Annotated in this window: 15 protein-coding genes; 8 read left to right on the forward strand and 7 right to left on the reverse strand. The window is 33.2% G+C overall.

The window, feature by feature from the left end; genetic code table 11:
- The first annotated feature begins 367 nt into the window (after window positions 1-367).
- Window positions 368-1,105, forward strand: coding sequence for a MurR/RpiR family transcriptional regulator (locus tag AC3IPI_RS19100; RefSeq protein WP_489154945.1), 738 nt, complete (start codon window positions 368-370; stop codon window positions 1,103-1,105).
- Window positions 1,106-1,291: 186 nt separating this feature from the next.
- Complete coding sequence (locus tag AC3IPI_RS19105; protein ID WP_489154947.1) at window positions 1,292-2,362, forward strand: TFIIB-type zinc ribbon-containing protein; 1,071 nt, start codon at window positions 1,292-1,294, stop codon at window positions 2,360-2,362.
- 107 nt (window positions 2,363-2,469) lie between these two features.
- Here the strand turns inward: AC3IPI_RS19105 and qhpG are convergent, their stop codons facing one another.
- From qhpG to AC3IPI_RS19130, 5 genes are all read right to left on the reverse strand, one after another.
- Window positions 2,470-3,963 (reverse strand): flavin-dependent monooxygenase QhpG, encoded by a 1,494-nt coding sequence (gene qhpG, locus AC3IPI_RS19110; RefSeq protein ID WP_489154949.1) that lies wholly within the window; start codon window positions 3,961-3,963, stop codon window positions 2,470-2,472.
- Window positions 3,964-3,969: 6 nt separating this feature from the next.
- Window positions 3,970-5,355 carry a radical SAM protein gene (locus AC3IPI_RS19115; protein ID WP_489154951.1) on the reverse strand — a complete coding sequence of 462 codons (1,386 nt, stop codon included), beginning with the start codon at window positions 5,353-5,355 and terminating at the stop codon, window positions 3,970-3,972.
- Window positions 5,352-7,658, reverse strand: coding sequence for a hypothetical protein (locus AC3IPI_RS19120; protein WP_489154953.1), 2,307 nt, complete (start codon window positions 7,656-7,658; stop codon window positions 5,352-5,354). Before AC3IPI_RS19120 ends, AC3IPI_RS19115 begins: the two co-directional genes overlap by 4 nt.
- 45 nt (window positions 7,659-7,703) lie before the next feature.
- Window positions 7,704-9,200, reverse strand: coding sequence for a ferritin-like domain-containing protein (locus tag AC3IPI_RS19125; protein ID WP_489154955.1), 1,497 nt, complete (start codon window positions 9,198-9,200; stop codon window positions 7,704-7,706).
- A gap of 358 nt (window positions 9,201-9,558) precedes the next feature.
- A complete protein-coding gene (locus tag AC3IPI_RS19130; protein ID WP_489154957.1) occupies window positions 9,559-11,217 on the reverse strand; it encodes a hypothetical protein in 1,659 nt (552 codons plus the stop codon).
- A 1,002-nt stretch (window positions 11,218-12,219) separates the two neighbouring features.
- On the opposite strand from AC3IPI_RS19130, the gene AC3IPI_RS19135 reads away from it, so the two are divergent.
- The 4 genes from AC3IPI_RS19135 (at window position 12,220) to AC3IPI_RS19150 (ending at window position 18,979) form a co-directional block, all read left to right on the forward strand.
- Entirely contained in the window at window positions 12,220-13,326 is a 1,107-nt protein-coding gene (locus tag AC3IPI_RS19135) for an efflux RND transporter periplasmic adaptor subunit (protein ID WP_489154959.1), read from the forward strand.
- Between the two features lie 33 nt (window positions 13,327-13,359).
- Window positions 13,360-16,473: an efflux RND transporter permease subunit gene (locus tag AC3IPI_RS19140; RefSeq protein WP_489154961.1), complete on the forward strand. Its 3,114-nt coding sequence runs from the start codon at window positions 13,360-13,362 to the stop codon at window positions 16,471-16,473.
- Between the two features lie 9 nt (window positions 16,474-16,482).
- Window positions 16,483-17,991, forward strand: coding sequence for a TolC family protein (locus tag AC3IPI_RS19145; protein WP_489154963.1), 1,509 nt, complete (start codon window positions 16,483-16,485; stop codon window positions 17,989-17,991).
- Window positions 17,992-18,196: 205 nt separating this feature from the next.
- Window positions 18,197-18,979: a hypothetical protein gene (locus AC3IPI_RS19150; protein ID WP_489154965.1), complete on the forward strand. Its 783-nt coding sequence runs from the start codon at window positions 18,197-18,199 to the stop codon at window positions 18,977-18,979.
- Between the two features lie 255 nt (window positions 18,980-19,234).
- Here the strand turns inward: AC3IPI_RS19150 and AC3IPI_RS19155 are convergent, their stop codons facing one another.
- Together AC3IPI_RS19155 and AC3IPI_RS19160 are read right to left on the reverse strand one after the other, a co-directional pair.
- Window positions 19,235-20,059 carry a hypothetical protein gene (locus tag AC3IPI_RS19155; RefSeq protein WP_489154967.1) on the reverse strand — a complete coding sequence of 275 codons (825 nt, stop codon included), beginning with the start codon at window positions 20,057-20,059 and terminating at the stop codon, window positions 19,235-19,237.
- 290 nt (window positions 20,060-20,349) lie between these two features.
- Window positions 20,350-22,326 (reverse strand): alpha-ketoacid dehydrogenase subunit alpha/beta, encoded by a 1,977-nt coding sequence (locus AC3IPI_RS19160; RefSeq protein ID WP_489154969.1) that lies wholly within the window; start codon window positions 22,324-22,326, stop codon window positions 20,350-20,352.
- 173 nt (window positions 22,327-22,499) lie between these two features.
- On the opposite strand from AC3IPI_RS19160, the gene AC3IPI_RS19165 reads away from it, so the two are divergent.
- Complete coding sequence (locus AC3IPI_RS19165) at window positions 22,500-23,450, forward strand: isopenicillin N synthase family dioxygenase (protein ID WP_039118228.1); 951 nt, start codon at window positions 22,500-22,502, stop codon at window positions 23,448-23,450.
- Window positions 23,451-23,525: 75 nt separating this feature from the next.
- Window positions 23,526-23,855 (forward strand): translation initiation factor, encoded by a 330-nt coding sequence (locus AC3IPI_RS19170; RefSeq protein WP_039114137.1) that lies wholly within the window; start codon window positions 23,526-23,528, stop codon window positions 23,853-23,855.
- Window positions 23,856-24,259 lie beyond the last annotated feature (404 nt).

Genomic DNA, 24,259 nt, shown 5'->3' on the forward strand with positions numbered 1-24,259 from the left:
TTTGTATTAAATTACTTACTTCATAACAAACGTAAGAAATGTATTTCAATTAAAATAATAATTTTCCTTAAATTTTAATTTAATATAGATTAATGGAAAATAAATTGAATAGATAACAACAAACGGAAGGTTGCAATGCTAAATAATCAAATAGAAAGCAGCTTATACGAGCATACATCTGCTTTAAATGGGGTTTACAGCAGTTAAAACAAAAAATAAGTATAATTTTAAATGGAAAATAAAAGCAATTTATATGAGATTAATATGCTTTATTTGTAAAATGAAGATTTTAAAAAATTGATAAAAAAGCAGAAAGAATACCTGTTTTAAAGGAAATGTAATACTTTTACTAAAAAACATCAAGGAAATGTACATTGTAAATAAAGATCTACTCAACCCATTAGAGAAAAATATTTATTCCATTCTACTCAAAGAAATAAAACAAAACGATACGCTATCTATTACAGATGCGGCAATAATATGCAGTTGCTCCCCTTCTAAAATTTCAAAATTTGTGCAGAAGCTGGGATTTAAAAACTACAAGGAATATTTAGCATTTACTAGCGGAAATGCCTTTACTGTAATCCTTGACGAAAACGAACGTTTAAATAAATTCTTAGATAATTTTAATCCAGATATTGTTGATCACTTTGTTAAGCATCTCCAGAAGTTCGAAAAAATCATTTTATTTGGTTACGGTCCCTCATTTATTGCTGGGCAGTATTTTGAATATAAATTAAGAAACCTATTAGATATCCCGATATGGGCTGTTGCTCACGAAACTTCAATAACTGATATGTTGAGTAATAATAGTCTGGTTATTATTTTTTCTGTTACTGGACAATTTAAATCTTTTAATGAACTGTACGAGAATGTTATTTCAAAAAACGGTAAAGTAGCTTTTGTATTAGAAGAAGGTCGGGCTGAATTTTTAGATACATACGATTACACAATCACTCTAAGTAATTATCTGCAAAATCCAGAATTATTACCACACGAAAAGACAAGAACTACTTTTTTTACTTTTATCGAAGCTGTAATTAAACAGTTGGAAACTTCATCTTCTGAAAAGACACCTAAACCCAGAAAAAAAATGCAGTTATAAGTAATTGTGTAAAATTTGTTCAAGATCAAGTAAACGTAAATACAAACTTGTCTGTAAGAATTTAAAAGATAATAAAGTAAAAAACTAAAAATTTAGGATGAAAGTAAGTTATTTTTTCATTTTTTTGTAAGTGATATTCAGTAAATAAAAATTTTAAAAGAGCGCCTAACTTACAAGAGAAAACTAATGGAATCTATTGAGCTAAAAGAAAAAGAATTTAATGTTTTTGCCTGTTCTAATTGTGGAGGTGAACTTAAATACAAACCTGGCACTACAACTTTAGTTTGCGACCACTGCAATACTAAAAATGAAATTCCTCAGGAAAAAACAATAATTGAAGAACTCGATTTTAATGATTATCTAGAAAAATCTGAATCAGAAAGTCTTGGATTAGAGAAAATGATTCAATGTAAAAGTTGCGGAGCTACATCTTCTATCAATGAAAGCATAAAATCTTTTCATTGTCCTTATTGCAGTACTCCTTTGGTTGAGGAAGATATTCGAGAAGAACGAGTTATAAAACCTAGTTATTTACTGCCTTTTAATTTAGACACTCCAAAAGTTTATAACTTACTTTCGAGTTGGGTAGATGGTCTTTGGTGGGCTCCAAATAATTTAAAAAAGGCGGCTCTCTCTCCAATAGGATTACGAGGTGTTTATGTTCCTTATTGGACTTTCGATGTCAATACTCACACTATGTATACGGGAGAAAGAGGAGAAAATTATAAAGTTACAACTGGTAGTGGTGATAATGAAACAACTAAAATTAAAACCCGTTGGTATGACACAGCAGGCAATGTTTCAATATTTTTTGATGATATCATGGTTCCAGCATCAGGAAGTATTGATCCAAATTCATTGGCACAATTGGGGCCTTGGGATGTAAATGCTTTGGTGAAAGTTAATGACCAGTATTTGAGTGGTTTTGTAACTGAAAAATATAAGATTAAATTAAAAGAAAGTTTCCAATCTATAAAAGGTCTCATTGATAACAACATTACAAAAAAGATATATAATGACATTGGTGGAGATGATCAGCGTATAAATTCTGTTAACACACAATATAGCAACATACATTTTAAACATATTTTGCTGCCAGTTTATGTTAGTTCTTATCATTATGATGGCAAAATTTACCATTTTTATGTAAATGGAAGAAATGGCAAAATGATAGGTAAAAGACCATATAGTGCAACAAAAATTGCACTAGCTATTATTATTGTATTCTTAATTTTAATTGTTGTTATACTACTCTAGAAATTTAGGAGATGCATCAAAATAGTTTATTTAGAACTATACAAAAGATTAATCATTACGAAATTTAAAATTCGTTTAAGATTTGTCAAAAAGCACGAAATAACGATTTAAACATTTGCATATTTTTTGTCAACAACAAGTAGCTGATTTGATAAAAGAAAAACTAATATTTTTTTAGATTTTTCTATTTCCATAAATTTATTTAAATCAGCTATAACATTTGAAACTACTTTTCCATTCATACTTTTGTAAAAAGGAAATAATTCGACTTGATCGAGATAAACTGTAGGCCGCTCTAAATTAGGATGTATTAGTGCTTGTTTTATTATTATACGATCATTATTAATTGCGTAAACATCTTTAAATGTAACATCCGAAGAAATATTAATTTCCTTGTTCCAAAGTGAAAATAAAAATAAATCTACAGGAATTGGTTCTACTTGTTTTTTTTCAAATATTGGCAGATCTTGATTGTACTCCTTTTCTAATTTGAAGGCAAAATTGGTTTGGTTTTTAAAAATATCAAGTTGAAAGTTTGCTCTTTTCATCCAAAACTCTTTTTTTTCTGAGTATGCCCATGCTTTGCGATAATAATCGGCTGTCCAATGTGTGTGATTAACAACCGATTCTATTAACTTTTCTTCATAAAAATTCTTTGGATGCTGAGAATCGGGATTTTTTAAATAGGTATTTATTGCAATAGCAACTTGCAATGAAAAGCGCATTGCTTTTTCTACACCTGTTGAAGAAAGTGGATCTAATGTAAAAGCGGCTTCTCCAATTTTTACAAACTGCTTATTCCATGGGTTTTGATTAACAAACGAGGTAACGGAACAAGTTTCTATATGACCGTTTCTTGCTTTGTTTGCTAATGGAGAAAACAATTCGGTCTTGTTCATTAAATCTAAAAGATGCAAATCGCTATTATTTTTTAATGTAATTGGATCTGTAAAGCACATAATGCGATAGCGATTTCCCGCAACTGGAGATCCCCATAACCAACCATCATCAACAGCTTCGATTAATGCTTCTTTGGTAGTTGAGTTATTATCTATATGTGTCCATACTGCAATAGCCGAAGGTGCAATGGGAACTCTCTCGCTTAAAAGCGTCCCTTTGCGACCTCGTGCATCTAATACTATTTTCGAATTAACTTTAATTTCAACTGAATCGGCTATGATTTCTAATATGAATCCGTTTTCTGTATTTATGGATTGCTTTAATTTTGCGGGTTGTATGGAATGTAATCCTTTTGCAATAGCAAATTCTAGTAATTCCTGATCCAGTTTGCTTCTATCTACAATTATCCCTTCGTTATTTTGAGCAGAACGATAGTATATATCGGTTGTATTTTCCCAAATTACCTTGGCGGGAATATTTCTTAAATACGCAGAATCTTCCAGTAAATGAGCTGCATTTAAATATTCGAAAATATTGTGAATTCCTGGTGAAAGTGACTCCCCTATTTGTGGTCTCGGAAATTGTTCCTGTTCTAGCATTCCAACCGTATATCCCATATCTAATAAGCGTATTGCAGCACATAATCCAGAAGGACCAGCTCCAAGAATAAAGACATCGAAAGTATCAGGTACCGTTTTCATTTACAATTAATTATTCCAGTTTGGTTTTAATCGTGATAATCTTTCATTGGCTTGTATGGTATAAAACAACCATGAACGTATATAATCACAGGCTGGTCTTCCTTTTTCGATTACTTCATGATGGCATCCACCTCCACAAAGATATCGAGCCCAACATTTAGAACATGGTTCTTGTGTGTTTACATGTCTGGAAGCTAACCAATTGTTTTGCAAGTCAGCTTGTATACCATTGTTTAAGTCGCCCATTTTCCCTACGTCTTCGTTTACAAAACGATGGCAGGCAAATAATTCTTCATCCGCAGATACGCCCATATAACCCGCGCCTGCACCACAAGGATAAGGTCTATGTGTTCCTTTGGAAATTTCCTTCAAAGCATTTACCATATTCAAAAAAGGATAGCGTTTTCCTGCCAGTACATTTTTCTCAAAATTAAGTCCGCAAGCAATCATATTTTCTAACATGATGGCTAGCTGCTCATTGTTCATTTCATTTTGTCCGTTGCTAGATCTTAACAAAGGCGAGAAACCTACACCATGAAAACCCATATTAATAAATTCATCCAGAACAGCAGGAAGGTTTGTATTTTCGGGAGTTACGGTTACTCTTGCAGATACTTGCATTTTTTTTTGCAAAGACAATAAAGGCTGAATATTTTTTATGATTCTATCATAACTTCCTTTACCTCCTTTCATGGGGCGATTAAGGTCATGATCTTTGCCTATTCCGTCTAAACTAATAGTTACTGAAAAACCATATTCTTCAAAAAAAATAGCATCACTTTCTGTAACTAAAGTTCCGTTTGTAGTAATGGAATAACTGACTTGTATTTGTTTCTTTTTTGCAATTGTATCAGCATAAACAGTAGCTTCTCTAATTGCTTGTCTGTTGATTAGTGGTTCTCCTCCTAAAAAAGTAAGTTGTGCTTTGCCTCCTTCCGGGCAATCTTTTAATAATAAATCGATGGCTTTATAAGCGGTTTCTAAAGACATGTTTTTTGTAGGTCCTCCAAAATCACCCTGATCGGCATAACAATACGTACAGCCCATATTACATTTTTGCGCTATTGCTAATGATAAAGCATGCAATGGCGGACTTTGTAAAGGCTCATCTGTAATGTATTCGGGAGCATCCAGACCCAAAAAGTTTAGTTCATCTTGCAGGCCTTTATCATCTTTTTTATCCATTAGGAAAGCTATTTTTTGCTCTACTTCTGGAGAAATAGTATAAAGTCGGCTTCCATTTGGGATAAAAATCTGAGACGATTGTCCTCCTTTTATCAAATGTGCTTTGGCTGAACGTGGTTTTGATTGCGGGACAATTATTTGTGCCAATTTTGTTGCAATCGACGCATTTTTTTTCTGTTCGGCAAACGTATCAATAACTCCTATCATTTCGTTTTGTTTGATTTAGGTTTTATTTTGCTGCTTTCTATTGCATCATTTCCTTTTATAATAAAGTTGAGTTCGCCTTGCCAATTCTCAAATAAGTCTTGATACGAAATTAATCTTGAATTTTTCCAATCGTCTGGAATATAAGAGCCTGTTCGTTTTTTTGACATCCATAAATCACCTGTACTTAAGCCATTTTCATCTGGTACAATATTTACAAAATCAGGTCTGCTGGCTGCCCAATAATAGCAAGAACATTCACGGTAATCATTTTGCCATGGCGCACAAAGTCCTTGAGTTAATTCTCCGGGTTTTAAAATAGTATCTGAAAATGCAGCACTATTACCATCAAATACTTTATTAACTACTAATATTACAGCAATATATTTTTCTACATCATGTAATTCCTTTAGATCAACTACAACTTCCTCCATTGAAGGTTTAGCTGTAAAATGACATATTACTTCCTGACCTTGTTTTTGCAAAACGTGAACCATAGAGTTCGACCATTCCATAAACGAAACACCGTTAGGGTTTGCATCCGTCTTTAAGGGAGTATTATCTCCATCGGGAAAAACAGGCCCAAATGTCTGTACCATTGTAGGTTTTCCTTCTATAGCTACCAATCGATGTCCTACTAAACTTTGAAATTTTATATCGGTAGCTTCTAGTACATAATTATTATTTTCAATAAGAACAATGCCATTAAATGTTCTTCTCCAAAGATTTCTAAAATCAAATTCGAGCCCAGGAAAGCAATTCGAAATCGCCGTTCTTGGCAAAACTGCAATAGGGTTTCCTGTTCCTCTATAATGTAATTGTGCAGTTAAATTTGTAGCTTTTAATGGCGAACCGTATGATACTGGCAGCGTATCTGGATTATTATTCTTGAAAATAGAGGTGCTTGCAGCCTTTATTATCGTATTAATTTGGCGGTAGGTAAAAGTTAGTGATCTACCATCGGCGCCACGCATTAATGCAGGCATTTTTCGAAGTGCTTTACTCGATAAATCACCTATTTCTGTAGGTTTTCGCAATAAATCACCAAACCAGGGCGAAGCACCCGAACTTAACCCGTTAAAAACTCTTTCGTGTAATAATTGCAAAGCAAGATTATCTACAAGGGAGGTTGCCATAATGGGTTCAAAAAAACGTCCGAAATCATTTGTGTTTTGGCGTACCATTGTACTTGCAACATTTTGTTTTCCTTCGTAACTATTCCCATTCATAATCGTTGTATTCATCAATCGAATGGTTTCAAAAGCTCTGCGAATAATTTCTTCGGCTTCTTCTATACTTACTTCTCCATCTATATCTGTACTTAATATTATTTGTTCTAACTCATCAGACACTACACGAATTGGTAAAGTATCGGGAGCAAAAGATGGTGGCCCTGCACTAATATGTGCTTTGGCTGTTAATGTTTTTTCATCTGAAACCTTTAGTTTAACGGTTACAAAACCATCACATTCATCATCAATATATCCCCAGCTTACTTGCCAGCTTACTTGTTTATCATCTGTATAGGAATAACCAGCAAAAATTTGTGCCGGAGCAGTGTAAAATATATTAGGAGTGCCACTTTCCTGGTAACCACGCCATGTCCCTTTACCTTCGCTTGTATCGTATATTATTAAATCTTCTTTCTTTTCAAAAGTTGGGTCTTCTTGTATTTCTGTTTCACCAGGACCTGTCTTTCTTTTTAAATTTGAACCATAAACTTTACCGCCTGCAGGTGTATATCGTAATCTTAATTCTGGAAACTCTTTTGTTGGTTTTATGTACTGAACAGAACCTAATGGTAATTTTTTATTTGGCAAAAAGTTATTACAATCAGCTAGCAATGGTTTTGATTCATGCGAGGTAATGTTAGTAATTTTTGCTGTCATTTTATCATTGACATCGGTGGTTCTTCTAAATATTTTTATGTTAGCCACATCTACATCCCAACTAATGTCTTTCAGACTTAATCCTGCCTGAACAAGTAATTCTTCTGTAAGAGGCACTAACTCGCCAGGGTTTTCATCTGTTATAGCAAACACTTCCAGGAAAGGTGAAACTGGACGTATTTTTCCTTTTCTATCTGCCAGACTTGTAACCTCTTTAAATTTTATATTTATAGGGTCATGAGCTTTAATTTCTCCTGAAACGGGGTCTACTGTTAAGGTCGTTTTTGGTATTATTTCTCTAAAGTCAAGTGGTTTTTCTTTAGATAATTCAAGGTCATACGCTTCCATTGGTGTATTTGATTCTCCTAGTCTGCCAATTGCAATGGGAGGAAGAATTCGTAATTCTATAATTTTCATATTGTAGTATTTTAAATGTTTTAATTGAGTTGAATTAATTTGAAACTATACCAGATTTTCCTGGGTTAAGTGTACAATTGCTTGTAATAGCTTTTTATCAGCTTCTTGTAATCCATTCAAATATTGAATATGTGGTTGGTCTTTAAAGTTCTTTAACTGTACGATAAGATTATTTGATGCTTCGAGAAGGTCTTTGTGTGATCTCCATCTATTGTGTTCTCCAAAAGGCAAATCAAATGTATATGGGAGTGTAAATGGTGGTCCAGCCATTTTGCTGCTATTTTTAGCAATAGGAGTCTGAACCAATATAGTAGCCAGACTTCGTAAATTATACATTTCTCCAAATGAAGAATTGATAATCATACCACGAGGAGAAGTATTCCCAGAATGATTATAACCATCATCTAGTAAAAAACTATGATTTAAGAAATTAAGCAATAATCGATAACGAATATCACACAAGTTTGCCCAAAGTATTGCCTGCGGATCTGTAATTTTTTCACTTTCTGCTTCTACTGCCGAGGCTTTAAACGTTGATTCTTCTATTACTTCGATTTTTTTGCCTACATAAGGATTGGTAGCAACATCACGAGAGGGATTAAAAGAACCTTTGGTATCTTCTAATAGTTCTTTATACTCTTTGTAGATATGTAAAAACCTTTCGAAGTGAGATGGTGTACCTTCTTTTACATCTAAACCTTCTCCCTGCTCTGCAATTTCATTTAATGCATTATAAGCGTCATCACGAGATAATAATGCTGCAACTAATACGTCGGGACTTTTTGTATAAATGCTTTTTCCATCACTTCCTCTGTCACCTTCTTTATATCCACGACCCCATTCGCCAAATTTAGCCTGATAGTTATAAGTAGCAGCCTGAAAAGTTTCATCGGATATTACATCAGGATCCTTAATTAATTGAAGTAATACTATAAACAATGCTCCAACGGTATGCGGATCATCTACAGTTGTTTGTACGGATTTCTTAATTTCGGCAGCCAAAGGATCATCACCATCCAACCAATCCGAAGAAGCTTCGGCATAAACATATTTAGCAAGGGATTTAAGAGAGAATTTTTCTAAAGTAAAAGGAAAAGGATAAAAAGGACTATCCCAAGGATAACTTTCTCTTCCAAAATTTAAGGGAGCTCCAATCACTTTTAATACATTTTGTACCGAGATAAAATGTCCCATTTCTTCTTTGGCAATACCTAAAATTATATTTTGCCAAGTATGTACTTTTTCTTGATATTTTTCTGGAATTTGAGGTCCACCTATACTGTAAGCAGAGTAAAGATACTGCAACATAAGCCCTTGCTCTATTTCGGCATCTATCTGTAGTAACATAGTAATGTAATCTTTTCCATTAAATTCTGATGGTACCTTAAAACGTTTTACTTTTTCTAGATTTTCATAAGTGTCGGTAAGACTATCTGTTGCCATAAACATTTTGTTTGCGGCGTTCTCCGTCGGTTTATTATTGGCTTTTGCCCATTCTAATATTGGGGAAATAAAATGGTCTCTTTTCGGATTGTAATTCATAATATATTGTTTAGTTAAATTTCTATTTAATTATATTGTACTTACTACCAACTCAATTATAAATGCTGATCGTTACTGGATTTTAGACTTTTAATTCAAATAATAATTTAATAACCTAAACTCATTCTGTTATAACTGTCTAGTGTATTGGTTTTTAGTTGGTATTAGAAGAATCTAAGCTAAGTTTTTAATTAATAAATTTGCCCAGTATAAATACCTGTTTTTCATTGTTATGACATTTTTTTAATAAGATTATTATCTAAGTATTATGGCGTGATACAGCATAAAAAAACCAGAATTGATTTCCTAAATCAATTCTGGTTTTTTATTGTAATTTTCGAGGAAATACTAGTGACAGCTATTTAGCTTCGATGTCATGAAATTCAAATCTATCATTATTTGCTGATTTTACTGTTACGTAGTACTTTCCAATAGGTAAATTGATTTCAATTTTATCGCCTTTAGGGATAATTAAGGTTGATTCTATTGGGATTAATAAATCTGCATTTTTAGTTTTGTTATATTCATCAAACAGAAAAATTTCAACTAGTAATTCTACATTTTTAAAAGCATTGAGTTTTTCATTTTTTAAAACTACCTCCTTAAAAACGTCATTCGGGTAAACTGATTTTAGGTTTGCTTCAAGATTATTTATTAAAAAATAATCGGCACTTGATTTCATTAAAGTATCATTTACAAATATGGATTTAGGAAGCAAAACTAATTTTTCCTTCGTGTTACCAATAACTGTTTCCTGATTAATTGTAATCGGATCAATGTTTGAATATTCTTTTAAATAACTTCCCATGACACGACTTTCTCCTTCCTCTTCTAAGTGACCATGACCAACATAAATGAAAATTTTTTCTTTTGGATTTTTCTCTAATATTTTCATGATATTCTTGGCTTGCCCTATTTCTCTTGGAACGTTTCGATCTTGATTTTCATGTCCTAAAAGATTAAATCCTAAAGCATTTGCTTTTCTTACAAAATGACCAAAATAAGGATCTTTAATATAGAATCCATTTTTAGAATTTGGGATTACAGTCGTGTTATTATCTTCATTAGGCACAAATGTTTCCATCGAGATAGTTGTGAATCCTTTTTGTTTTAAAATGTCTAATAATGACATAGCAAATAATCGATGTTTGGGATAAAAATGATCCTCGTTAAGCATGATTATCTGATTATTATTGGCTAAGTCGGCAATTATATTATAAATATCTTGATTGGTTTTAACTTCCTCTTTTGATAAAGAATTTAGAACTGTAGCATTAAAATCATCTTTTTTATTTTCATAGTCTTTAATGAGTAAATCATATTCTTTATTATTGCCCATAAAAGAGTTAATTGTAAAATACAATGGTTCTTTGAGCATTATTTTCTTAGGATCTTTTATGGGAGCTTCCTTTATTTTCTCTCTTCCTTGAAGAAAATTTTTATGAAGCTCGACTGTATAATAATTGTACAGTTTCATAAAGGACAGTTTATCCAAATTGGTATTATCAAGATTAACTGTTTTCATATTTTCAGTAGCCTTTTTTAAATTATTAGCATGATCCAACATACGTGTAATGCAAATAATTTTCTTTGTTCCTTTTTGTTTTTCAAAAATAACAACTCCATTGATACTGTCATTTTCTACAAGTTTTTCATGAACAATAGTATCAGTTGGTTTTTCAACTTTTTCAAAGAAATATAGTGTTTCTACATTTTTATCTGTTTTATAACTAAGGATTAAATTAGCTATAGAAAAATCTTTAAAATCTCCAATTTTCTTTTTTAAGTTGTTTTTCTTCTCTTTCGAAAGATCTTCATAAGTTACATTTCCTAAGATATCAATAGAAACATCGAGTGAATCATTGTAAAACAAATCTCCGTAGTTTCTTTCTCCAGTTATATAATTATGTTTAATAACATCTTGATTAATTGTTTTGCACCCAATTAGTAATAGGAAACAAGATGCTGAAAAATAATGTTTTATAAATTTAATTTGAATCGTTCTTTTTCTAAACATAATTATTAAAAGCGTATAATTTTAACTGTTTTATGACCAATGACTCTACTCTATTACTCAGATTTATTTGAAGTAAATATCTTTGCTTTTTAATATTTTACTCAACAATATATTATCACAAACACATATTATGTTACCCAAAAACGATAGATTTATTTGCTATTATTTCTACTTCAAAATCTGAAATTCTGATAAATACTAAGCTCAAAGTTTCACTATCGGGAAATAAGACTACAAAATTTTTCTAACTATCAAAATCAAGGGAATTCTAAAAATGCTATGAATTAGTTAATTACCTATTGATAACTTTTAAATCATGTTTTTTTAAAGAAAATTTAATAAACATTAATTTTGCAAAGTATTATATTTGGCGGCTTATCACTTATAAGACTATTTATTTAGATACTAAAAAAGAAAAGTATCTGCCTATTTACCTATGAAACATATTAAGTTTATATCTGTTATTTTATTATTCTTGCTTTCCCTTTTAGGTAGCACGGAATTTTACAAATACTCTTTTGAACTAGATAATTATAATGGACAAGAACATATTTTAGAGACTGTATCTTCTACTCTATCAATGTCTAATGATTTGGACGTGCATTTTATAATCAAAAAGATTAAAAATCGCATTGTAAGTTCTGAATCAAGTGCCTTAAAAAAAGATTACTACACCCAGTTAGTTCACTTTAAGGTTTTAAAAGACAATGTTATTTATAGTATCGCTACTATATATGAAAATCAGCGACATACTCACCTACATTTATATCAACTTTTCTAGATTTTAAGATTGTGTATTTTATTTCTACTATTCTTTTGTAATAATGGTTTTCATTATTATTTAAAGGGGTTATTGCGTATAAAAATAATTCACTAAGAACGGTATTCCTCTTTACAGGAATATACGATACACTTCCATTTTCAATATTTATCTTATTCACAACTCCCTGTAAATCATTATTTGGGAGGCAATATATTTATATAATACCTTAAAAATTAATCATGATTATTAGTAAAAAACAATTCCTGTTGTACGGTTTATCATTACTATTCTTAACCTCTTGCGGAGATAAAGACAAAAAAGACACTGCCAATATAAAAACACTTCCTGTTTACAAGATAACATTAAGAGATACTGTAGTTTCTAACCGATTTGTTGCAGATGTTCACGCCAAAAATAATGTCGAAATCCACGTTCGTATACCAGGATTATTAGATAAAGTATATGTAAGCGAAGGACAAATGGTTAAAAAAGGGCAAGTCCTTTTTAAGATTAGCGATGCCGAATTACAAATACAACTTATAAAGGCAGATGCTGTTTACAAAAGTATGTTGGCCGACTTAAGAATGGCAAATGTTGAGCTTGAGCAAGCACAAACTCTTTTTAATAAAAAGGTAATTGCAAATCAAGAATTAGAATTATCTAAGGCAAAACATGATGCGGCTACAGCCAAAGTTGCTCATGCTGCTGCAGAGAAAAAATCGATTAATCAGCAAATAAGTTTCACCACATTAAGAGCACCGTTTGATGGTACAATAGATCGCATTCCGTTTAAGGAAGGTAGTCTTGTCGAAAACGGTTCGCTCCTAACAACACTTTCACAGTTAGATGATGTGTATGCTTATTTCTCTATTCCAGAAAATATCTATTTCCAGATGATGGCAGACAAAAGCCTTAATACTAAAGGAGATATAAAACTGGTTTTACCAAACGGAATGGTATATGATCAGCAAGGTGAACTTAAAACTGCCGATGGAGAAATCGACAGACAAACAGGTTCTATCCAATACAAAGCAAAATTTAATAATCCGCAAGGTTTTATAAAGCATGGAACATCAGGAAAATTGATTATTTCTGAGCCAAGAACCAATGTTATGCTAATTCCTCATAAAGCAGTTTTCTCTATTCAGGATAAACAATTTGTATTTGTTGTAAACAAAGAGGGTATCGTAAAAATGACCAATATTACCATTGCTAGCACTCTAGATGATGTATATATCTTAAATAAAGGGTTGAAAAAGAATGATCTTATCGTACAAGAAGGTACTCAATCATTGAGAGACGGAGATAAAATCAATATAAAACAAATGCAAAGCGCAAGCTTGTAATCAATCACTTAATTACAATTAAAAAGATATAAAATGATAGAGATGTTTATCAAAAGAAAAATATTATCATTAATCATTTCGGTTATGATAGTTTTGCTCGGAATATTAGCTTTATTCCAGTTACCTATAACACAATTTCCAGATATCGTTCCGCCATCGGTAACAGTTACAGCAAAATATACTGGTGCCAATGCCGAGGTTTCTGCCAATGCAGTTGCGCTTCCTTTGGAACGAGCCATAAATGGTGTGCCGGGAATGACTTATATGTCTACAGTTACATCAAACGATGGTTTAACGCTGATTCAAGTATTTTTTGAAGTAGGAACCGATCCCGATCTGGCTGCGGTAAACGTACAAAACAGGGTTACCACAATTCTGGATGAACTTCCCGAAGAGGTTATACGTGCCGGAGTAACTACCGAGAAGGAAGTTAACAGTATGTTGATGTACTTAAATGTTACTAGTACGGATAAGATTCAGGACGAACAGTTTATCTTCAATTTTACGGATATTAATATTCTTCAGGAATTAAAGCGTATTGATGGTGTTGGACGTGCAGAAATTATGGGTCAGAAAGAATATTCGATGCGAGTATGGCTTGATCCACAAAAGATGCTGTCTTATAATATTTCGGCAAACGAAGTTATAAACTCATTGCAAAAACAAAATATATCTGCTGCTCCGGGTAAAGTTGGTGAAGGTTCAGGACAACTGGACAGTCACGTTCAATATGTTATTAAATACGGAGGAAAATTCTATGAGCCTAAACAGTATGAAGAAATACCGCTAAGAGCCAATTCTGATGGTACTATCTTAAAACTAAAGGATATCTCAAAAATAGAATTGGGATCTATGAGCTACGGAATGGTGTCTAAGACCGATGGAAAACCTTCGGCTTCGATTATGCTTAAGCAAAGGCCAGGTTCTAATGCATCTGAGGTAATTGCCAGCGTAAAAGCAAAAATGGCCGAACTAAAAGGAAGTTCATTTCCTCCGGGAATGAATTATAATATTGCTTATGATGTTTCTCGTTTTCTTGATGCATCTATAGACGAAGTTTTAGTAACTCTTGTAGAAGCATTTCTTCTTGTAGCCTTTGTTGTTTTTATATTCCTACAAGACTGGCGTTCTACACTTATACCAGTATTGGCAGTGCCTGTAGCTCTAATTGGTTCATTTACTTTTATGTCGATGATGGGCTTTTCTATAAACCTTCTTACCCTTTTTGCTTTAGTATTATCGATAGGAATCGTCGTCGATAACGCCATTGTCGTCGTCGAAGCCGTACACGTTAAAATTACGGAAGAACACATGGATCCTTTACCCGCCACCATAAGTGCGATGAAAGAAATTACAGGAGCTATTATTGCAATTACCATTGTAATGGCTGCTGTATTTATACCAGTAGCATTCCTTAGTGGGCCAGTTGGGGTTTTCTATAGGCAATTCTCGCTTACTATGGCTATAAGTATTGTAATTTCGGGTGTTAATGCGCTTACGCTAACTCCTGCTCTATGTGCTATAATGCTTAGGCGACATGATCCAAACAAAGAGAAAACATCATTGCTAGATCGTTTCTTTTATCGATTCAATAAATGGTTTGATAAAATCACCTCAAAATACATCAAAGTACTTTCTAAACTTGCCGATCGTAGCTCTATCACGATAGGACTTTTAGTTTTATTCTGTATTCTTACTTGGGGAACATCAGCTCTTTTACCTTCAGGATTTATACCTTCAGAGGATCAGGGGATGGTATATGTTAGTGTAACTACACCACAAGGTGCAACTGTAGAACGTACAGATAAAGTACTTGATGAAGTAACACGTATAGCAAAAGGAATAGAAGGTGTAGATAATGTAACGACACTTGCTGGTTATAGTATTGTTACCGAAATCGCTGGTGCATCTTACGGTATGGGAATGATTAACCTAAAAGATTGGAGTAATCGTGATATATCTGTAAACGACTTTATTGCAAAATTAACGGAAAAAACTAAAGGCATTTCGGATGCGCAAATTGAAGTTTTTGCACCACCTACAGTTCCTGGATTTGGTAATACAAGTGGTTTCGAACTCCGTTTGCTTGACAAATCTGGAGGACCAATTAGTAATACCGATGAAGTTACTAAAAACTTTATAAAGGAACTAAATGCCACGCCCGAAATACAAAATTCATTTACTAGTTTTGATGCTACTTTCCCTCAATATATGATACATATTGATTATGATCTTGCAGCCAAAAAAGGGGTTTCTGTAGATAATGCTATGTCGACTTTACAAACAATGTTGGGATCATTTTATGCTACAAACTTTATTCGCTTTTCTCAGATGTATAAAGTAATGGTACAAGCAAGTCCGCAGTTCAGAAAAAATCCTGAAAGCATATTAGATATGTATCTTAAGAATGATGCAGGCGAAATGGTTCCGTTTTCTACATTCGTAAAATTAGAGCGTGTGTATGGACCAGAAGTTCTTACACGATATAATATGTATATGTCGGCTATGATTAATGGCGAACCTGCTCCGGGTTTCAGTTCTGGAGAAGCCATTGCTGCCGTAGAGAAAATTGCTGCCGAAAAACTCCCTGGCAAGTTTGAACTGGAATGGTCAGGAATGACCCGAGAAGAAATCCTGTCTGGAAACCAAACGATATACATTTTTGCCCTGTGTTTGTTGTTTGTTTACTTATTACTTGCCGCTCAATATGAAAGTTTGCTACTACCCTTCCCTGTACTATTATCGCTTCCTGTAGGTGTTTTTGGTTCTTATCTTGCACTTCTCGCTGTGGGGTTAGACAATAATATTTATGCCCAGGTTGCCTTGGTAATGCTTATAGGACTACTGGCCAAAAATGCCATCTTGATTGTAGAGTTTGCGATGGCTCAAAACAAACTAGGACAAGGTATAACTGAAGCTGCTATAGAAGGTGCCAGACTTCGTTTTAGACCTATCTTAATGACATCATTTGCCTTTATTGCCGGACTTATACCTTTATGTGTTGCTTCTGGTGCGGGTGCAATTGGTAACCGTTCTATTGGTACTGCGGCAGCTGGAGGAATGTTTATCGGGACTGTTTTTGGTCTTTTAATCATTCCTGGTCTTTATATACTATTCGCAAAACTTGAAAAAGCTTCGAAAAAATAAATTTAAACAATGAAAAATTCACTTAATAAATTCTATAAAAATACAACACCTTCGGTAAGTCTCGAAGGAAGAAAAGCAATGTATATTTTGCCAGTTGTATTTACCACGTTACTCTTTGCTTGTTCTGCGCCTAAGGTGGCAGAACAGCAAAAGGCTAAAACATTGCCAGAGAACTTTGATGTTAATCGTAAAACAACAACAGACAGTTTGCAGGTTTTTATTCCTGTAAAAACAGAAACATATTTTAAAGATCCTGAATTAGAAAAAATATTAGATATCGTTATTGCTCAAAATCCTGATTATCTGGCAATGCAAGAAAGAATTCTGATAGCAAATTCTCATTTAAAAGTTGCTAAACTGGCTTTGCTCCCATCATTTGATTTGGGGGCTGACCTTTCGGGGACGCGTTATGGTAAATATACAATGGATGGCGTAGGAAACTTTGATACCAATTTTTCTCAGAATATATCAGAAAAGCAAAGAATCAATACTGATCTTACCCCTAATTTGTTTTTAGGCGGAAAAGTATCTTGGGAAGCTGATATATGGGGGAAATTAAGCAATCGAAAAAAAGCTGCTCGTCAGCGATTTTTTGCTTCACAAGAAGGAATGAGATTATTACAAACCAGACTTTTGAGCGATGTTGCCGAACTATATTATAAACTGATAGCGCTAGATAAACAAGCTATTATTTATGAAAAAAATCTTAAAACACAGCAACGTGCACTTGATATCGTTTCTGCACAAAGGTCTGTTGGAAAAGCAACTGAATTAGCCGTACAGCAATTTAATGCTCAAAACAATAATATTTTGGCTGAAGCCGAAGAATTAAATCTTAGTATTGATCAAACCGAAAAAGCTTTGTTGACCTTGTTGGGAGAATACGGTGGTAAGATTACAAGAAGCTCAGATTTTTTATCAGGACATCTTGAAGTATTGAATCAAAAAATAAGTGTAGATTCTATTATACACAACCGACCTGATGTATCGCAAGCATATTTTGAATTATTGGCATCAAAAGCTGATGCTAAATCTGCTCGTGCCGCTTTCTTTCCGACTGTAAACTTGGGTGGTTATGCTGGATTTAACTCCTTCTCTTTCTCCACATTTTTTGATAGCGGATCATTTGCATGGCAATTACTTGGAGGAATTACTGCTCCTGTATTTAACAAAGGACAAATTAAGCATGAATATTTTACAGCCAATAAAAGACAGCAAATTAGTTTTCTTGAATATCAAAAATCTATCACTGTTGCTTACAATGAGTTGAGTGCTTTATTATATCGTACAAAAGCTTTTGAAGATGTACTTGAATATAAATCAAAGGAAATTGAGCACCTTGAAATTGCTGTAAATGTTTCGAATGATTTGTATTTGAGTGGATATGCTAATTACCTTGAAATTATCAGTGCGCAAAAAAACAGACTTCAGGCTGAGCTTGATTTTGTCGATATGCAATTAAAGAATGTAAACTCTCAAATACTATTGTATAAAGCTCTGGGTGGAGGAATAAATTAATTTTTTTCTTAAAATTAAGTCGCTAATAATTGAAATTGATTTATAAGTAAACTTAATCATAATGAACCCGATCTTGTATCGGGTTTATTTTTTTAGACTAGTCTCAACTTAACCCTTTTTTATTATTTTTGATTGATTTTAAAAAACACAAAAAAATATCAAAAAGCCCCCATTAAGGCTAAAAAAAATCTCTAAAAACCTGAAAATGAAACAGAAGTCTATACTTTTTATTTTTTTAACGATACTTTTAATTTCGTGTAAGGATACTGTAAAACAGGAAAACAACCTTATAAAGTCTGACAGTATAAAACAAGAAGAAAAAAATGCAGCATCAGTAATTACAGATTCATCAACTGCTGTTTATTTTATAAAAACCAAAATGATACCCGCTACGGATGAACTTAGAAAAGTAATCACAGAAAAAATTGAAAGCGTGGAAAGTGTTGATTTTACAGGCGATAAAATTCCTGATTATATCTGTAAAACGGCGATAGATTCGTTAGGAATTGGAAATGAATACTGGATTTCATCTGAATATAAAACTATAAAAAAAGCAAAACATTATGACGGTTTTCATTATCGTTGGTTTATAAATTTAGATGATGATCCTGAACCTGAAATATTTGAAACAAACGGTGACGAGGATGGTGCTGATTACACTATTAGGGATCAGGATTTAATAACAGGAAAAGACAAAATATTGCTTTATATCAATCCGATTATCATTGAAAATCAGAAAAAGTATTGGGGGTATTCCTGGGACGTAAAAAATATAATTGCCCGTAAAATCGGAACCGATATTGAACTGTTCTGCTCTTTAAACCATAAAGTAATCAGAGACGGGAATGAAGAATATGACCCGAAATTTCAGAAAATAATGCCCGTAATCTTTTTTACGGGACATCATACACAAGAGAGCGGAGATCATTTCATAAAAGAAGAACAATGGTTAACATTGAAAGAAATCATCAAACAAACCAAAAGATAAACCCCTAAAAAACAATACTTAATCTCTTGCCTAATTTTCTAAAGCTTGTGTTTTTTTATTAAATATTCGCTCAGGTCCTGAAAATTTTACTAAACACATAAACATAGATTTTATATGTAAAAAAGAGTAACGAAAAGAAATACATTTCTTTAACATAAAGAACTATGTTTATTTTAAACAAGTAAAACGCCTATTTTGAGAATCCAAAATCTATATTTCTATGTGTTAAAATAATCACAACCAATAGATTATATTTTAAAATTCATTAGGTTTTGTTTTTGGATTATAAAGCATTGCCGTACACAAACAGTTTTTCCTTTCTTTACTCATTAATATAGGGCAATTAATACAGGATTTGCAACTTTCCCAAAATCGTTCGTCAGTAGTTAATTCAGAATAAGTAACGGGTTCAAAACCGAGTTCATGATTCATTTTCATTACTGTCAGCCCTGTGGTTAGACTAAATATGCTAGCATTAGGATATCTTTGGCGGCTCAGCCAAAATATTTTTCTTTTAATTCTTTTGGCAAGACCAGTATGTCTGAACTGTGGAGCGACTATTAATCCTGAATTAGAAACAAATTGTCCATTACCCCAAGAAGAGATAAAAGAGAAACCTGCCCATGTTCCGTCGGATGCAAAAGCAATAATAGCTTCTCCCTTTTTCATTTTTTCCTCTAGCGATTCTGGAGAACGTCCTGAGATTCCTGTTCCCCGTGCTATAGCCGATGATAAGGTCGTTTCGCAAATTTCTTTTATCCAAAATAGATGGTTGGCATTGGCGATTTCAATAGTGAAAGTTAGTAGTTCCTCAGCTGGTTGAATACCTAATAATAAGGCTGTTTTGTCTGGGAATGGATCAGACAATAAAAAGGGGTTGTCTGAAAAATTTATGGTACGTTGTCGGGTTTTCATATCTAATTTAACGTATTTTGATTTTATTAATAATGCTAATACAATATGAAATATCCAAATTACATACCAATGTGGGTTTATGGTTGCTGTGTAAGCGTTACAAGCTGTCTTTGCTTGGTTTGCGCCAATAATAAGATATTTATTGGTAAATTCTATCCCTATCATAATGATAAGATTGTATCATTATGATATTGCTATAAACAAAAAATGATGAGATTATAAGTCTCATCATTCTTTTATATAAATATTCGGTTTTATTTCCTCAAAAAAACAAAGATGCAAAGCATCTAGTTTATGAACTCCTTTGCTTTGAGCCTTTACTAGATATCTTTAAACTAAATCATCCGCAGGAAAACCTCTGAACCTTTGTTACTAAGTACCACAGAACCTTTGTTCCTTTGAACCTTTGCCCCTCTGAATCTTTGCTTCTTAGAACCTTAGTTCCTCAAAACCTTCTAGTAAGCTAACAAATCAAGGAGTTCCTTCTCAAATCGACCTTTCGGCAAATACTGATCTTCTAGTGCTTTTGTAAACGGAATAGGAGAATCTAAACTCGCCACACGTTTTACAGGAGCATCTAAATAACGGAAACAGTTTTCCATAATTAATGCTGAGATATCACTAGCAACACCACCAAAAAGGGAATCTTCCTGATAGATTATTACGCGTCCTGTTTTCTTAACCGATTCATAAATTGCATCAGTATCCAAAGGTTGTAATGTTCTTAAATCTAATAAATCAGCTGAGATTTCAGGATTTTTAGCCAGTGTTTCCAGAGCCCAATGAACAGGAGCTCCAAAAGCAATGATAGTAACAGCTGTACCTTCTTTTAATAAAGCTGCTTTTCCTAACGGAATTGTATAATAATCTGTTGGAACATCCTGATAAACGCTTCTATACAATTGTTTGTGCTCAAAGAACAAAACTGGATTTGGATCATTGATAGATTCATTTAACAGACCTTTGGCATCATAAGGAAAAGCTGGGTAAACAACTTTTAAACCAGGAGTTTTTGTAAACCAGGCTTCATTGGTTTGCGAATGGAAAGGTCCTGCTTGAGTTCCGCCTCCACAAGGCATACGAACTACAACATCCGCTTTTTCTAACCAACGGTAATGCGATTTTGCTAATAAATTTACAATTGGATTAAATCCTGTAGAAACAAAATCGGCAAATTGCATTTCGACAATCGCTTTGTAACCATTTATAGAAAGTCCCATTCCGGCAGAAACCACAGCGCTTTCGCAAATTGGCGTATTCCGTACACGTTCTTTTCCAAATAAATCTACAAAACCATCCGTAATTTTAAAAGCACCACCATATTCGGCAATGTCTTGTCCCATTATTACCGAATTAGGATGTAATTGCATCGATTGTTTTAAAGCTGAAGAAATAGCATCAATAAAACGGATGTTTTTTTCTTCAGGATCAGGTGTGATTTCTTTATAGCTATATGGCGCATAAACATCATTTAACTCTTCTTCATACGAAGCCTCGATTTCAAATTCTACATTGGCAATAACCAAACTTTCTTCAATGTCCGTTTTAATATCTGCATGTAATTTCTCATCGTATTCAGGCGTTAATACCCCTATTTCTGTCAGGTAGTTCTTGTAATTATTTACAGGATCTTTTACTGCCCACATATCCATCAAGTCTTGCGGAACATATTTAGTACCACTCGCCTCTTCATGACCACGCATTCTAAATGTTTTAAATTCTAATAAAACAGGACGTGGATTCTCAATCATCGAAAGTTTTAATTCTGATAAAAGATTATAAACCTCCAGAATATTATTCCCATCTATAATATGGCTTTCTATACCATAACCAACGCCTTTATCGGCAAGGTTTTCGCAACGATATTGCTCATTTGTAGGAGTCGAAAGTCCGTAACCATTATTTTCGATAATAAACATTACAGGTAATTCCCAAACAGCAGCAATATTTAGGGCTTCATGAAAATCTCCTTCGCTCGTTGCTCCTTCACCAGTAAAAACAGCGGTTACCTTATTATTCTTTTTTAATTTATTAGCCAAAGCGATTCCGTCGGCAACACCTAATTGTGGTCCTAAATGCGAAATCATTCCGATAATCTTATATTGTTGTGTTCCGAAGTGGAAACTTCTGTCACGACCTTTGGTAAAACCATTTGCTTTTCCTTGCCATTGCGAAAAAAGACGGTATAATGGAATATCTCTTCCTGTAAAAACACCTAAATTGCGGTGCATTGGCAAAATGTATTCATCGGAATCTAAAGCGGCAGTAACTCCTACCGAAATTGCTTCTTGCCCTATTCCAGAAAACCATTTAGAAACTTTTCCCTGGCGGATTAAGATGAGCATCTTCTCCTCTACCAATCTTGGTTTTAAAATTCTCTTGTATAAATCTAGTAGTTGGTCGTTGGTCAGTTTTTTTCTGTCAAAAATCATTTTTTGGTTTATTATTTAGTCAATGAATGTTGTAAAAATATAACAATTAAGCTATATTTTGTTATATAATTGTAAATTATTAGCATTTGTTGAAATAAAAATAACAAATTAGTTTTACATTTGCTCAAGATATGGTTTTTAAACCAATCAAGTTATCAATAAATATGTAAAGTATGCAAAACATTCCTAGTGTAGACTTACGTGATTTCCTTTCGGACAGCCCGGAACGTAAACAAAAATTTGTAAATGAAATCGGAAATGCATTTGAAAACATTGGCTTCGTTGCCCTAAAAGGTCATTTTTTAGATGATCAGTTAGTTGACGAACTTTATGGCGAAATTAGAAAATTTTTCGCATTGCCAATAGAATCTAAACATAATTATGAAATTCCAGGTATTGGAGGTCAGAGAGGTTATGTTTCTTTTGGTACAGAACACGCCAAAGGAAGAAAAGAAGGTGACTTAAAAGAATTCTGGCATTTTGGTCAGTATGTGAGTGAAGACTCAAAGTATGCCTCAGAATACCCAGAAAATGTTGAAGTAACAGAACTACCTAAATTTAATGCAGTTGGTAAAGAAGCGTACCAAATGCTTGAAAAAACTGGAGTTTATGTTTTAAGAGCTTTAGCATTACACCTTGGATTAGATGAATTTTACTTTGACAAATATGCCAAAGACGGAAATTCTATCCTACGTCCTATTCACTACCCACCAATTACATCTGAACCTAAAGATGCAATTCGTGCTGCTGCTCACGGTGATATTAACCTTATTACCTTATTAATGGGAGCGCAAGGAAAAGGATTACAAGTTCAAAATCATGATGGAGAATGGATTGATGCCATTGCCGAAGATGATCAATTGGTAATTAATGTTGGAGACATGCTTTCTCGTCATACCAACAACAGACTAAAATCGACTATTCACCAAGTAGTTAACCCTCCAAGAGAATTATGGGGAACATCTCGTTTCTCTGTTCCGTTTTTTATGCACCCAGTAAGCGATATGCGTTTGGATTGTTTAGAAAACTGTATTGATGAAGAGAATCCTAAAAAATTCGAGGATATTACTGCTGGAGAATATTTATACGAACGTTTGGTAGATTTGGGTTTAATCAAAAAATAATCTTTAAATTTACCTAATAATAAAAAGACATTGAGTTTATACTTAATGTCTTTTTAATTTTAAAATAAATTACAAATGGACTTACAAGACCAACTAAAAAATCTTTTCCCGGATCACGAAGTATCTCCCGACGAAATTGTGGTTCCAGAAGATCATACGCTTTTTATTCAAAAAGAGCCTATGATTTGTAAATACGAAAAACGAAAAGGAAAAGCCACAACCATAATCGAAGGATACGAAGGAACCGATGAAGATTTTAAAATCCTAGCCAAAGAAATTAAAACCAAATTAAGCGTTGGCGGTACTTTTAAAGACGATTCTATTATTATACAAGGTGATTACCGAGATAAAATAATGGAAATACTAAAAGCTAAAGGATTTAAAGTAAAACGTGTAGGAGGCTAGAGTTTAGTCCCCGTGATCAGTTTCAGTTTTCAGTTACATAACTTTGACCGCAAAATTTTTCTTTGCGAACCTTGCGTTTACGAAAATCTAGATATGAAACCTTTGCACCCTTTGCGGTTAAATCACAAAAAAAGACATTCAGTTATGCGTTTCTATAGGAAAACCTTAGAACCTCAAAACCTTTGTCTCTCAGAACCTTAAAAAAAACAAATAAAAAGACGCACTGCGGTGCGCCTCTACAGAACTGAACCTTAAAAAAAATAAAAAAAAAGACGTACAGTTATGCGCTTCTATAAGAAAACCTTAGAACCTCAGAACCTTTGTCACTTTGAACCTTAAAAAAATAAATAAAAAGACGCACTGCGGTGCGCCTCTACAGAACAAAAAAAACAAAAACATATGGT

The sequence above is a fragment of the Flavobacterium sp. GL_143 genome (assembly GCF_057834355.1).